A 12,787-nucleotide genomic window follows, 5' to 3' on the forward strand; every position below is an offset into this window, starting at 1 on the left:
ATAAGCGTGCGTTAGCGACATTCTCTGGTGGCTGGCGAATGAGGCCTATCCTAGCTCGTACACCCATGCACAGGGCTGATGTGTTGCTGTTGGATCAGCCGCCCAACCACTTGGATTTGGATGCAATTTTGTGGCTTGAAGAATGGCTGTCGAAATTCGATGGACTTATAATGCTGATCAGTCACGATCAGGAATTTTTGGATGTGGTTTGTGGGCATATTTTGCACATTGAGCATAGTAAGATTACATTATATACGGGTAATTACAGTCAATTTGTCCGCACGCGCAGCGAACGGCTGGCACAGCAGCAGCAAGCCTTTGAAAAACAGCAAGCAACCCGTGCGCATTTAGAAGATTATATTCGCCGTTTTCGCGCGAAAGCGACCAAGGCGAAACAGGCTCAGAGCCGTATTAAGCAACTATCGAGCATGACTGAGCTTGCGCCTGTGATGGCGGACAGCGCATTTAGCTTCCAATTTTATCCGCCCAGCCATATGGCAAGCCCATTGATCAGTCTTGAGAATGCATCGATTGGCTATGATGATAAAGCGCTGATTACCAAGGTTAATCTGCAGATTACCCCTGATGTTCGGCTTGGTATTCTCGGGGCGAATGGTGCGGGCAAATCAACCCTGATTAAGGCTTTGGTGGGTGAATTGCCGCTCATAGACGGCAAGCATAAAGTATCCGAAACCTTAAAGCTTGGCTATTTCAATCAGCATCAGATGGATTCATTAGACGATAACGCCACGCCTATGGTCATGTTAAGGCGTTTGGCAGGTGCGACTTCGGATGCAGATTTGCGCGCATTTTTGGGGAGTTTTGATTTTCGTGGTGATAAGATTGACACGGAATGCCGCCTGTTCTCAGGTGGTGAGCGCGCACGATTGACCTTGGCGCTCATCGTGTGGCAGCGCCCTAATGTGTTGGTGCTTGATGAGCCGACGAACCATCTTGATTTACAAATGCGAAATGCGCTGATGCTCGCCTTGCAGAACTTTGAGGGTGCGCTGATTTTGGTATCGCATGATCGTGGATTGATTACATCGGTGTGTGATAGCTTGATCTTGGTGGCAAATGGTCGCGCTGATGAATTTACAGGCGACATGGCAGACTATGCCGAGCATCTAAAACAAGCCCGTCTTGAAAGACAAGCGCGTAGCAACGCTGTCTCTGAGAGTAAGCCTCCTAACGATACCAAAGAGCTGTCAAAGGAAGAGAAACGCAAGCTTGCCGCTCAAAACCGTAATAAGACCGCACCGCTTCGCAAACAGATTGAGAAGCTAGAAAAGCAGCTAGAAAAACATAGCGAAAATTTGGCAAATATCGAGGCGCAATTGTCAGATCAAAGTCTGTATGACGATGCGAATAAAGATAAGCTGTTGGCGTTGTTAGCTGAGCAAACCGACGCCCAAAAACAGCTGGCAGAAGTTGAAGAGTCGTTACTCATGGCGATGGATGAGTTAGAAAATCTAGAAGTGTCTTTGGAGATCTGATGTCAAGACACCCTGATTTGGTTGATTATTATCGGGTGCTTGGTGTCTCTAAGTCGGCAAGTCTGCCCGAGATTAAGCGTGCCTACCGTAGGCTTGCGCTCATCCATCATCCTGACAGACAGGGCGATCCTGCCCAGATTCTACTGATTAATGAGGCTTATGCCACCTTAAAAGACACCCAAAAACGCGCCAAATATGACGTGCTTCATGCCGTGCATTTTAGTGCGATGGGACAGGTGACTGCCAAGGCTGTGACTCGCATCAGGTCATCGCAGACCATCATGACGGGACTTAGAAAATTTGAGCGTCATGCGCAAGCCCTGTCTAATTTTGCTCAAACACAACTACAAAAGAACGACAGCCAGCTCCTAAAAAACGCCAAAACCTTGCTGATGAAAATCAATCAGCTATCCAAAATGGCTGCCAATCAGATGCCAATCATTGCCATTGATGCCAAAATTGCCAGCCAAGGCGGCGATATTTATTTTAATTATCATGGGCAGACGGTGCGTGCAAGCTTGCCGTCGGGGCTGAGCGATGGCGCAAAAATTAAGCTCATGATTAAAGGTGAGCCGGTTTGGTTTGTGATTAAGATAAAAAATAACGAATAAAAATGCGAGAGAGCGCCATGAAAGAAAAGCAATTTTTACCGCCGCTATGGCTAAAAAACCCACATTTACAGACAATTTTGCCACGTTATCTGGTGAAATTTACGCCAACTTATGAACGTAAGCTACTAAAAGACTCTCTTGATGAGAGTGATGTGGCTTTTGACTTTCTGCCGATGGATGATAAGCGCGGCGAAGATGGTCGATTGACCACGCCGATCGTGGTTTTATTTCACGGCATGGAAGGGTCAAGCCAAAGCCACTACGCCAAAACACTTGCCAAAAATGTGCAGGCAGCGGGATTTCATTTTGTGGTGGCGCATTTTCGATCCTGTGGTGGCGTGGCGGTCTCTGGCAAGGTATTTTATAATGCAGGCGACACGGCGGAAGTGCATCATTATTTAACAAATCTAAACAAAGAATATCAAACAATCTATGCCGTTGGTGTGTCGCTGGGCGGCAATGCATTGGCCAAATACATGGGAGAATATGGTCAAGATGCCATCTGCCAACGTGCGGTCGTGGTCTCTGCGCCGGTGGATCTGGCAAGTGCATCCATCGCCATGGAGCGATTGCTCGGTAAAAAAATTTACACCCCGTATTTATTAAATCCGATCATCAAAAAAGCCCTAGAGAACCGCTTGACTGATGCAGAAATCATCGCATTAAAAGCCGCCAAGCGAATGGGTGATTTTGATAATTTATTCACCGCACCAAGGCATGGATTTCATTCTAAGAATGACTACTACCGCCAAGCATCAGCATTGCCTTATCTTAGGTCAATTAATAAGCCTACCTTAATTATTACCGCCAAAGATGATCCATTTTTGGGTGTGACGGCAGAGGCGGGCGATGTGTCAGAGGATGTGAGATTGCTCGATACAGCCTATGGCGGGCACATCGGCTTTGTGGGCTATGATTATGCCACGCGTATGTTTGATTTGGACTTTGTGGCGAATCAAGCCCTAAGATTTTTTAGGGAAGGCTGATGCGCATTGTATTTATGCTAATCACAGTTGCTTTATTTCAACTTTGTGCCTTTGCGGTGGGGCGTGGGATATTTTGGTTGATACAGCCTTGGCTGCCTAATATGCGAACGTGGGTAGTGATTGCTACCTTGGTGGTGAGTAATCTATTTTTGGCGACGTTATTTCTTGGACAATTTCGCATTGCGCTGGGGTATTTGTCGGTACTGTGGCTTGGTGTGTTGACCATTGCCGTGATTTGTGTGATTAACGTGTTTTGCCAGAAGCTAAGTCTTGCAAATGCGCAAGTTTATGATATGGGTATTCGGGCGGCTGCGCTGTGCGGCTTTATTGGGTTGATTGGCATGTCGCTTTATAATGCCTATACGCCGACGGTGCGACATTTATCAATACAAATTGATAGGCCTATGGCTCATCCTGTGCGCCTGGCATTGGCGTCCGACCTACATCTAGGAAGAATGTTCGGGGCGAATCAGCTTGAGCAGTTGGCGAACATTCTAAAACAAGAACGCGTTGAGCTACTTTTGATGCCGGGAGATATCATGGATGATGATACCCATGTGTATGAAGCGCAGAATATGCGCCCCGCCTTTGATTCTGTAGTCTCTGCTACCAGTAGCGGCGTGGTGGCAAGTCTTGGCAATCACGACCTGTACGATGTGTCATCTCGTCGCGCCATTGCCGAAGCAGTACGTGCCACAGGTGCGGTATTATTGGATGATCAGGTGGCTGTCATCAATGCAGGAGGTGTGCTGTTGTCCCTGATTGGTCGCTTTGATGATCATAAAACAGACAGAAAAACAACCGAGCAGCTGTTAGCAGAACTGCCTCAAAAGGCTCAAGAATACCCTCTCATTCTATTGGATCATCGCCCAAGTCAGATCGATGAGAATGTGCAACTGCCCATCGATGTGCAGGTGTCGGGACACACGCATAATGGTCAGATTTTCCCTGCAAACTTCATCGTAAAAATACTCAATCGAGTCAGCTACGGACATGAAGAAATCAACAATACGCACGTCATCGTATCGTCAGGCTATGGCTTTTGGGGTATTCCTTTTAGGTTGGGTTCGCAGTCGGAGGTTTGGGTGATTGAATTATCGGGTAAGAATTAATTGGAATCATAAAAAAGCGTTCTTGGAGAACGCTTTTTTATTCGTTTAATTTAAGCCTTAAGACCCAGCACATCCTGCATGTCGTATAGGCCAGCAGGCTGACCGCTTGCCCATACGGCAGCACGGACTGCACCAGCTGCGAAGGTCATGCGACTCATCGCCTTATGGGTGATCTCGATGATCTCGCCATTCATGATAAATTCAACCGTATGCTCGCCCACGATCTCGCCACCACGAATCGCGTGCATGCCGATTTCGCCCGCGGTGCGCTTGGATGCGCCTTGTCGTCCGTGTACAAGTGCTGTTTTTAGGCTTTGATTGCGGGCATCGGCGACAGATTTTGCCATCATAAGTGCGGTACCCGATGGCGCATCGATCTTGTGCTTGTGATGATGTTCAATGATCTCGACATCCGCATCCATGCCAAGTACCTTGGCGGTGGTGGCAAGAAGATTTAGGCTTAAATTAACGCCGGTAGAGAAGTTGCCCGCATAGACGATTGGGATAAATTGGCTGGCTTCTTTTAGCTTGGCTTCTTGAGCTTCTGATAAGCCTGTTACACCCATCACAAGGGCAACTTTATTGATGACGCATTGCGCCAGCACTTCATCAAGCGCTTCTGGCAGACTAAAATCAATCAGCGCACCCAATTCTGTGACATCCAACGTCGATAATGCGATGCCATTTTTATCAGTGCCGATAAATTCGCCTGCATCCACACCGATAAGGCTTGAGACACTGCGCACGAACGCGCCCTTTAGGGTAGTCTGTGGATTATCCAACGTGGCTTGTAATAGCATTCTACCCATGCGACCCGATGCGCCCATGATACCAATGTTGATGTTGCTCATGATGACCCCTTATTAACAATTAAAAGTTTGTGAGTTCACTTTGATTATACCCAAAAATTTCACAAATGAAAATGCAAAAAGCACGGCAATGAGTTACCGTGCTTTTTGGGTGTGCTTGATTAATCAAACAGATCTTTTACGTCGTCTTTGATTTTGTCAAAAAAGCCTTTTTTCTTGGCAGAGGCTTGATTGTCCTTGCCAAGGCTAGCTTGGAATTGACGCAGCAGCTCTTTTTGTTCGTGGGTTAGGTTGGTCGGCGTCTCGACGATGATGCGGCAGATAAGATCACCTTGCATGCCGCCACGAACTGTGGTCACGCCCTTGCCACGCACACGCAGTAGTTTGCCATTTTGAGTGCCTTCAGAGACTTTGATTTTAAGGCGACCATCCAAGGTAGGCACTTCCACTTCATCGCCAATGGCGGCGGTGGCGATATCCACAGGAACATCCATGTGTAGATCGGCGCCGTTACGCGTGAAGATCTCGTGCGGCTTGACATGAATCTCTACGTACAGGTCGCCGTTTGGCATGCCTGCATCACCCGCTTCGCCTTTGCCTGATAGACGGACGCGGTCACCATCGTCCACACCGGCAGGGATGGAGACTTCAAGGGTTTGAGATTTTTGTTGTTTACCTTCGCCGTGACAATCTGGGCAAGGGTTCTTAATGGTCTTACCGGTGCCGTGACAGTCTGGGCAAGTCTGCTGCATGACAAAGAAGCCTTGCTGCATGCGAACCTGACCTTGTCCATGACAGGTGCTACAGGTTGTGATGTCAGCGTCTGACTTTGCGCCTTTGCCGTTACAGGTGCTGCAGCTGACTGATGAGCTAAATTGAATCTCTTTTTTGCAGCCTTTGACGGCTTCTTCTAAGGTTAGGCTTAGGCGATAAAGTAGGTCAGCGCCCTTGCTAGCACGAGCGCGTGACGAGCGAGAGCCACCGAAGAAGTCGCCAAAACCACCGCCAGCACTACCACCGAATGCCTGACCAAAGATGTCACCAAAGATATCGCCAAAGTCGCCATGGAAGCCACCAGCACCGCCGAATCCGCCATTGTTCATGCCTTGTTCAAAAGCATCATGTCCCATGCGATCATAGCTGGCACGTTTTTGGGCGTCGGAGAGTACTTCATAAGCCATCGTCGCTTCTTTGAATTTCTCTTCAGCGCTTGGGTCGTCTGGGTTTTTGTCAGGGTGGTACTTCATCGCCAAGCGGCGGTAGGCTTTTTTGATTTCTTTTTCGTCAGCCGACTTGTCCACACCCAAAACGGTATAAAAATCTCTGCTCATGTTAATTCCACAGTGTCAAAATAGTTTTGCCTTTTATGGTGGTTTTGCCTTATTTATCAAGTTAAAAGCACCGAAAAATCGCAAATTTTTCTAAAACTTTCACCAATTTATGGCAAAATAATGCATTCATTGTCATTTTGGATTTGTTTATGAAAGCTGCCCTAAAAATAAGCCTTTTTCTGCTCATTATTGTCTTGGTCATCGCGGGCGTGTCACCGTATTATCGACTGTATCAGCTTAATCAGGCTTATGAGAAAGGTGATTATCTACCCATCGTGCAGGCGGTAGATTTTGATGCTCTACGCAGCAATCTAAAAACGCAGCTCTATACCAAGGCGGATAACCTTGCCCAAGAAGTGCCAAAAGAGCTTGAATTTCTAGGAATTAATCAAGAAAAACTTAACAATCTAGCTAAGACCATGATTAATGATAGTATTGACAATGTCATTACATATGATAATGCCATCCGCCTAAGCAAAGGCGAGATACAGGCGACCGATGCCAGCATTGCTGATTTGGCTGTATTGGGTGGTGCGTGGCAGTCATTGGCTGATAGTAAGCCAAGTCAAGCGATAGATGTCGATCAGAATAATGATAAAAATCATCAGCTTGGATATTGTGGCATCAACTGCTTTTCTGTAAAGACAAACGTAAAGGGTAAGGATGTCGATGTTCGACTGTCTCGGTATGGACTGACACAGTGGAAGATTGATAATGTCATCCTGCCTTAATGACAAACATGAATGGACGGTAAATCTTAATTGAGTTACCGTCCATTTTTTCTATTGAATATTTAGAAATTCTAAAAATTCATCGCCATTAAAATCGCCTTGGAACAGCTCGCCTTGATCATTGAAGATGGCAGGCGTGGCAAATATCGCCAAAGACTGTGCGGCAAGTTGATTGTGGGCAAGGTTATTCTCATCGCCTTGGCAGGTTGCTTTGCTGCGGATGCCGCGCATGGCTGCAGAGAGTAGAGAGGCGCGTTTGGCGTTGTCGCTTTCGCACCAGATTTGTCGCATCGGTTCTGGCGATTCATCATAGACAGGGTAGCCGATCGCCTTAATGGTGATGCCTTTATTATTGAACTCATTGATTTTACTATGGAAAATCTTGCAATACGGACAGTTGATGTCGGTGGCAATATAGACCACAGCGCGCTCGGTACCCTTGGCGGGATAGATGGTTAAGGTGTCTTGATCGAGCTGGCTTAGGGCGTGGCGATTCTTGGCGTATTCAAAGTCGGTATCTAGACCTGCAAATAGACCATCTTCGATGACCGAAATCTCTCCATTGATGAAATAACGTCCGTCGCTGCTCACCAAAAATGATGTTCCGTTGGCAGAGACGCCCCACAGCAAGCCATCGACATTCGTGTGATAGAAGGCAGCTTGTCGATCGATGTTTTTTAGAACGGTCATATTGGCGAGTAGATCAGTCTTATGAGCACTCGTGATGGGCGTGCCGGCTTTGGCCTTGGGGTGATTGCCCATGGCTGCTTTTGGGCTTGGGTTGGGCTCGATGTTACCTTGGATGACATAGTTTAGATCATGTGTGATGAGTAGGGGCTCTTGACCCTGTCCAAGACTAAGCAGCAACAAAGAGTTGATCGGGCTAGGCTCTATACTCTCAACAGGAACGCTAAGACCGGCGCCGTTAAGGGTGGCGCGAATCTGCTGTTCGTTAATGCTAGCATGTGCTGTGCCCAAAGTGCCTAAAGACAAAATAACGGCTAGGCTCAAAGATTTTAGTAAAGTTCTCATATTTTTGGTTCTTTAGAATTTAATTATAACAATCTTAAAATTGTTCGATTTCACCAGCTGTCAAGAATCGGCTCTCACCCATCTCAAGCCCATCAAGCGTAATGCTGCCAATACTGGCTCGGTGGAGCTCTATGACTTTATTGCCAAAATAGCCCATCATGCGCTTGACCTGATGGTATTTACCTTCGGTTAGGATCAGCACAGCATGGGTCTCATCGATGAATGACAGCTCGGCAGGGCGTGTCTTTTCGGTGTCACCTTCCAATAATATTCCGTTGGCGACTTGCTTGATTGCGTGCGCTTGCTCGTCTGCGTTCATCGGGTCAGCTAAAGTGATCTCGTAGCGTTTGGGTTGATGGCGCTTGGGGCTGGTCACGCGATGTAGCCATGCACCATCATCGGATAATAGCAGCGCGCCCGTGGTATCCACGTCCAATCGTCCTGCGATGCGAAGGCTGCTAATCTCTGGCACAGCGATGAGATCGGTGACGATGGGGTATTCTTTGGCTTTTAGAGTGCATTCAAAGCCATCAGGCTTATATAGTAGAATGTAGCGATTGCCCTCCGCCACGCTCAAAGGCTCTCCCGCCCACAGTACTTCATCATCGGCACCAATGTGTACGCTACCGTCTTTGATGACTTCATCATTGACGGTGATTTCGCCTGCATGTAGGACTTTTTTGGCGTCTTTACGAGACAGCTCGGTGGCTTTGCTTAGGAATTTATCTAATCTCATGCGTTGTCTTCATTTAAAAATCATGGCGTTTAGTGTATCATATTTGGCTTATTATATGAAAAAATTTCACATGAGCTACCACACCCTAGCCGCGCCATGCGATGCGGCTTATGAAATCAAAAAGAGTGAATTTCTTGCTTTTGCCTATCCGATCAATACCAAAGAAGATGTGATGTTTCACGTGGAACAATTAAAATCACGCTACCCGGACGCGCGCCATCATTGCACAGCCTACATCATTGGCGATCCGCATAATACCACGCACGCAGGCTTTGATGATGATGGCGAACCCAACGGCACCGCAGGCAGACCGATTCTAAATGTCTTACAGCATAAGGGCATCGGCAATGCGTTGGTGGTTGTGGTGCGTTATTTTGGCGGGATTAAGCTTGGGGCGGGCGGTCTGACGCGCGCCTATGCGACAGCCACGCAGATGGTCGTGGATAAGATGGATTTGGTGGAATTTATCCCAAAATCTGTGGTGAAAGTAATCGCAGACTTCGCCAGCGAGGCCCAAATACGCTATCTGGTGGGGCAGGCGAGTGGCGAGATATTATCGGCAGAATACTCTGATAATGTCATGATGTTGGTACAGCTAGACAGTGAGAAGGTTCAGGCATTTGGCGAGAGTCTGGGCATCTATGGAGAGATGAGAGAATAAGTACATACGATAAAGCCCTAACATCAGTTAGGGCTTTATCGTATGGGGGTTGCTACTTGCGCTATCCTTAAGTTCTATCCATAATATCAGCGTTCATCCATGTTGGCATATCCATTCGCCGTATTCCTTGCTGATGGGTGTATTATGCCAAAACTCACCCGCTGCGAAAAGACGCTAATGTCGTAAAGTGGTGTAAGCATATGCTTACAACGTTCCCGATGGGTTGTGCTACAATATCAATAACCATCAATATAAGACTGATTATGAAGCCATTATCGTATTTTTTAGACCGTATTGCCGCTGCGAGCTCTCTTGGTATTCGTGTTCTTGAGCATGATTCATCGTGTGTACGTCTACTGCTGCCATATCAAGGCAACACCAATCATCACCGGACGATGTTCGGCGGTAGCTTGTCATTAGCAGCGACTTTGGCAGGTTGGGCGATCACGCATGAGAATGTGCCAAAGGTGGATGGAAACATCGTCATCAAAAGCAGCCAAATGCGATATCTTGCGCCTGCGCCAAGCGATGTGGAAGTGGTGGCACAGCTTGATGACATGGATTGTCAAAGTGTCCGAGAAGCCTTCGAGAGATTTGGGCGGACGCGTGTGAATGTGGTGTGCCGACTGTATTGTGATCACAAGGAGGTTGGGCATTTTAGCGGCGTGTATGTCGCCATCAAGCCAAGCGTACACCAATAACAAATAAAGCCACAGATTGCTCTGCGGCTTTATTTATTTTAGCTCCTTTACTATCCTAGTTGCTTGTGTCCATACATTGCTTAAGATTAAGCAATCACAGCATTCATCCATGTGGGCTATCCATTACCCTATCCTTGCTGCTTGGGTGTATTATGCCAAGTTCTAGCCGGGATGAAAATACGCCAACTTCTCAAATGTTTGTAAGACATTGTCGACAAACTTACATCTATATAAAAATATTATTCCAAATAAGAATAAAGAAACCTCTATGTCTGATTTATGACAGTGTTAAAATACCCCAAAGCTTAATCAAATTTCGAGGTTCTTATGAATTTTCCCAAGCACAGCACCACCGCATTGGCACTAGGCGTGATGTTAGCACTCACAGGTTGTGGCGACAAATCAAACACTACGGATGCCACCACCAAAACAGACAAAACCACGCTCACCATCAACAATGGCGCTGAGATCAGCTCCTTAGATCCGCATAAGACAGGCGGTGTGCCAGAGTCAGGCGTGGCGCGCCAGCAGTTCGTGGGGCTCACGACAACCGATGCTGATGGCAAGCTCATCGCAGGCATAGCTGAGAGCTGGGAGAGTAGTGATAATATCACGTGGACCTTCAAGCTGCGTGATGCCAAATGGTCAAATGGTGATGCCGTAACCGCCCAAGACTTTGTTTACAGCTTTCAGCGAATGGTGAATCCGGAGACCGCTGCCAACTTCGCCAACTTCGTGGCAGATGCCAAGTTCTTGAATGCTGGCGACATCATCGAGGGCAAGCGTAAACCTGCAGAGCTGGGTGTCAAAGCACTGGATGACAAGACCTTACAAATCACACTGTCTGAGGCGGTACCATATTTGCCGCAGATGCTTGCTTATACTGCGATGCGTCCTGTTCCCCAAAAAGTTGTAGAAGAGCTTGGCGATGCCTGGGCAAAACCTGAGAACATCGTGGTTAATGGCCCGTACATCATCAAAAGCTGGCGCGTGGGCGAGAGAATGAATTTCGTCAAAAACCCTCATTATTATGATGCGAATAATGTCGCCATTGAGAACTTGGTACTGCTACCGATCGACAGCGGTCCTACAGATTATGCACGTTATCAGGCGGGTGAGATTGACGTGACTTATACCGATGTGCCAAGCGACATTCTGGCATCTGTTAAGGGCGATGAAGTCAAGACATCGCCATCGTTCTGTTCGTATTATTATGAGATGAACGTGAATAAGCCGCCATTTAATGATGTTCGCGTTCGTCGTGCCATGACCTTGGCGTTAGACCGTGAGACCATCGCGGAGAAAGTCGCTGCCCGTGGTGAGACACCTTCTTATCAGATGACCCCAATGGTGGTGTCGAATAACCCAAATTATACCCCAGAGTGGCAAAAACTTGATAAAGAAGCGCGCATCGCAGAAGCCAAGCGCCTGTTAAATGAAGCAGGCTATAATGAGCAAAATCCGCTAAAATTCGACCTGCTATACAACACCAGCGAGAACCATAAAAAAGTCGCCGTTGCAGCGCAGTCGTTATGGCAAGAGGCGTTAGGATTTGCCAAAATTACCCTTGTCAATCAAGAATGGAAAGCATATCTTGCCAGTCGCCGCAATCATGAGCATCAGATGGCGCGTGCGGCTTGGTGTGGTGATTATGACGATCCAGCGGCTTTCTTGAATGTCATGCGCACAGAAGGTTCGGGTAACTATGGCGATTATTCTAGCCAAGAATACGACAACCTATTAAAGACGTCTTTGACCAAGTCAGATGATGCTGAGCGTGCTAAGGTGTACCACCAGCTAGAGGCGATCTTGGATAAAGACGTGCCGAACGTTTGGGTGTATTATCAAGTGAATGCTCGCGTGGTCAAGCCTTATGTGACAGGCTATTCAACCAACGACGCCTTGGGCAATTGGCAAGCCAAATATTGGTCAATTAAATAATCGAGCGATTTATAAAAAGATTTGGTGTGCGCCAAGTCTTTTTTTTAATCCATTAAGGTAGGGCTGTCAGTCTTAACATAAAAAGACCGCAATCAATGCGGTCTTTTTAGGTGGGAGGATTGTTACTACTTAACTACTTGTTGCATCGTCCTTAACTTCTATCCATAAACCACAGCATTCATCCATGTTGGCGCATCCATTTGCCGTATTCCTTGCTGCTTGGGTGTATTATGCCAAGTTCTAGCAAGGATGAAAATACGCCAACTTCTTAAAATGCTGTAAGTTTTAGCTTACATGCTATAGCGAACGCACAACGTCAGCGAACAGCTCGTATGAGTATTTTTGTTTGGCTTTGTCATGAATGTAGCTGACTGCCATCAGCTCATCCGCTTGAATGCGTGATTGCAGCTCTTCGATTTGTTCTTTGGCGGTGGCAGGCGAGCCAATGATACTGCACGCCATCATGCTTTTTGCCATATTTAGGATGTGAGGCGGTACATGACGCTCAATGTCCGCGACAGGCGGCTTCATGCCGGAGCGATCACCTGTTACCACATTCAAGAAAAACTGTAGGCTTGTCGTGGAGAGCAGTTCGGCTTCATCATCACTGTCTGCGATGATGGCGTTGATTCCTGCGATG

12 protein-coding genes and 1 pseudogene are annotated in these 12,787 nt (G+C 47.2%); 8 read left to right on the plus strand and 5 right to left on the minus strand.

Features of this window, described 5'->3' with window-relative positions; all coding sequences use genetic code 11:
- The 4 genes from GY683_RS03915 to GY683_RS03930 all read left to right on the plus strand — a co-directional run.
- Positions 1-1,496: ATP-binding cassette domain-containing protein (locus tag GY683_RS03915; RefSeq protein WP_297287506.1), on the plus strand; the 1,496-nt coding region annotated here is incomplete at its 5' end.
- Positions 1,496-2,107 carry a DnaJ domain-containing protein gene (locus GY683_RS03920; protein WP_297287507.1) on the plus strand — a complete coding sequence of 204 codons (612 nt, stop codon included), beginning with the start codon at positions 1,496-1,498 and terminating at the stop codon, positions 2,105-2,107. The genes GY683_RS03915 and GY683_RS03920, both read left to right, overlap by 1 nt.
- A 17-nt stretch (positions 2,108-2,124) precedes the next feature.
- Complete coding sequence (locus GY683_RS03925) at positions 2,125-3,093, plus strand: alpha/beta fold hydrolase (RefSeq protein WP_297287508.1); 969 nt, start codon at positions 2,125-2,127, stop codon at positions 3,091-3,093.
- Positions 3,093-4,205, plus strand: a complete 1,113-nt coding sequence (locus GY683_RS03930; protein WP_297287509.1) for a metallophosphoesterase — start codon at positions 3,093-3,095, stop codon at positions 4,203-4,205. Before GY683_RS03925 ends, GY683_RS03930 begins: the two co-directional genes overlap by 1 nt.
- A 50-nt stretch (positions 4,206-4,255) precedes the next feature.
- Here GY683_RS03930 and dapB read toward each other — a convergent pair whose 3' ends face one another.
- Together dapB and dnaJ are read right to left on the minus strand one after the other, a co-directional pair.
- The gene (dapB, locus tag GY683_RS03935; protein ID WP_297287510.1) at positions 4,256-5,056 is read right to left on the minus strand and encodes a 4-hydroxy-tetrahydrodipicolinate reductase; all 801 of its coding nucleotides are present in this window, start codon (positions 5,054-5,056) and stop codon (positions 4,256-4,258) included.
- A 119-nt stretch (positions 5,057-5,175) separates the two neighbouring features.
- The gene (gene dnaJ, locus GY683_RS03940; RefSeq protein WP_297287511.1) at positions 5,176-6,345 is read right to left on the minus strand and encodes a molecular chaperone DnaJ; all 1,170 of its coding nucleotides are present in this window, start codon (positions 6,343-6,345) and stop codon (positions 5,176-5,178) included.
- Between the two features lie 149 nt (positions 6,346-6,494).
- Here dnaJ and GY683_RS03945 point away from each other — a divergent pair, with 149 nt between their 5' ends.
- Positions 6,495-7,076 (plus strand): DUF2939 domain-containing protein, encoded by a 582-nt coding sequence (locus GY683_RS03945; protein WP_297287512.1) that lies wholly within the window; start codon positions 6,495-6,497, stop codon positions 7,074-7,076.
- Positions 7,077-7,127: 51 nt separating this feature from the next.
- Here GY683_RS03945 and GY683_RS03950 read toward each other — a convergent pair whose 3' ends face one another.
- Together GY683_RS03950 and GY683_RS03955 are read right to left on the minus strand one after the other, a co-directional pair.
- A complete protein-coding gene (locus tag GY683_RS03950) occupies positions 7,128-8,108 on the minus strand; it encodes a DsbC family protein (RefSeq protein WP_297287513.1) in 981 nt (326 codons plus the stop codon).
- 34 nt (positions 8,109-8,142) lie between these two features.
- On the minus strand, positions 8,143-8,844 hold the full coding sequence (locus tag GY683_RS03955; protein ID WP_297287514.1) for a pseudouridine synthase: 702 nt from the start codon (positions 8,842-8,844) through the stop codon (positions 8,143-8,145).
- Between the two features lie 70 nt (positions 8,845-8,914).
- Here GY683_RS03955 and GY683_RS03960 point away from each other — a divergent pair, with 70 nt between their 5' ends.
- From GY683_RS03960 to GY683_RS03970, 3 genes are all read left to right on the plus strand, one after another.
- The gene (locus tag GY683_RS03960; RefSeq protein WP_297287517.1) at positions 8,915-9,505 is read left to right on the plus strand and encodes a YigZ family protein; all 591 of its coding nucleotides are present in this window, start codon (positions 8,915-8,917) and stop codon (positions 9,503-9,505) included.
- A gap of 263 nt (positions 9,506-9,768) precedes the next feature.
- Positions 9,769-10,206: a YiiD C-terminal domain-containing protein gene (locus GY683_RS03965; protein ID WP_297287515.1), complete on the plus strand. Its 438-nt coding sequence runs from the start codon at positions 9,769-9,771 to the stop codon at positions 10,204-10,206.
- Between the two features lie 327 nt (positions 10,207-10,533).
- Positions 10,534-12,147 (plus strand): peptide ABC transporter substrate-binding protein, encoded by a 1,614-nt coding sequence (locus GY683_RS03970; RefSeq protein ID WP_297287516.1) that lies wholly within the window; start codon positions 10,534-10,536, stop codon positions 12,145-12,147.
- Between the two features lie 297 nt (positions 12,148-12,444).
- Here GY683_RS03970 and GY683_RS03975 read toward each other — a convergent pair.
- Positions 12,445-12,787: pseudogene (locus tag GY683_RS03975) on the minus strand (LLM class flavin-dependent oxidoreductase); the annotation flags it as partial.

The organism is Moraxella sp., from assembly GCF_024227015.1.
GTDB lineage: Bacteria > Pseudomonadota > Gammaproteobacteria > Pseudomonadales > Moraxellaceae > Moraxella.

Bases quoted from the DNA above. Each gene is read 5' to 3' on its own strand.
- GY683_RS03920 (WP_297287507.1), top strand. From the start codon at position 1,496: ATGTCAAGACACCCTGATTTGGTTGATTATTATCGGGTGCTTGGTGTC.
- GY683_RS03925 (WP_297287508.1), top strand. From the start codon at position 2,125: ATGAAAGAAAAGCAATTTTTACCGCCGCTATGGCTAAAAAACCCACAT.
- GY683_RS03930 (WP_297287509.1), top strand. From the start codon at position 3,093: ATGCGCATTGTATTTATGCTAATCACAGTTGCTTTATTTCAACTTTGT.
- dapB (WP_297287510.1), bottom strand. From the start codon at position 5,056: ATGAGCAACATCAACATTGGTATCATGGGCGCATCGGGTCGCATGGGT.
- dnaJ (WP_297287511.1), bottom strand. From the start codon at position 6,345: ATGAGCAGAGATTTTTATACCGTTTTGGGTGTGGACAAGTCGGCTGAC.
- GY683_RS03945 (WP_297287512.1), top strand. From the start codon at position 6,495: ATGAAAGCTGCCCTAAAAATAAGCCTTTTTCTGCTCATTATTGTCTTG.
- GY683_RS03950 (WP_297287513.1), bottom strand. From the start codon at position 8,108: ATGAGAACTTTACTAAAATCTTTGAGCCTAGCCGTTATTTTGTCTTTA.
- GY683_RS03955 (WP_297287514.1), bottom strand. From the start codon at position 8,844: ATGAGATTAGATAAATTCCTAAGCAAAGCCACCGAGCTGTCTCGTAAA.
- GY683_RS03960 (WP_297287517.1), top strand. From the start codon at position 8,915: ATGAGCTACCACACCCTAGCCGCGCCATGCGATGCGGCTTATGAAATC.
- GY683_RS03965 (WP_297287515.1), top strand. From the start codon at position 9,769: ATGAAGCCATTATCGTATTTTTTAGACCGTATTGCCGCTGCGAGCTCT.
- GY683_RS03970 (WP_297287516.1), top strand. From the start codon at position 10,534: ATGAATTTTCCCAAGCACAGCACCACCGCATTGGCACTAGGCGTGATG.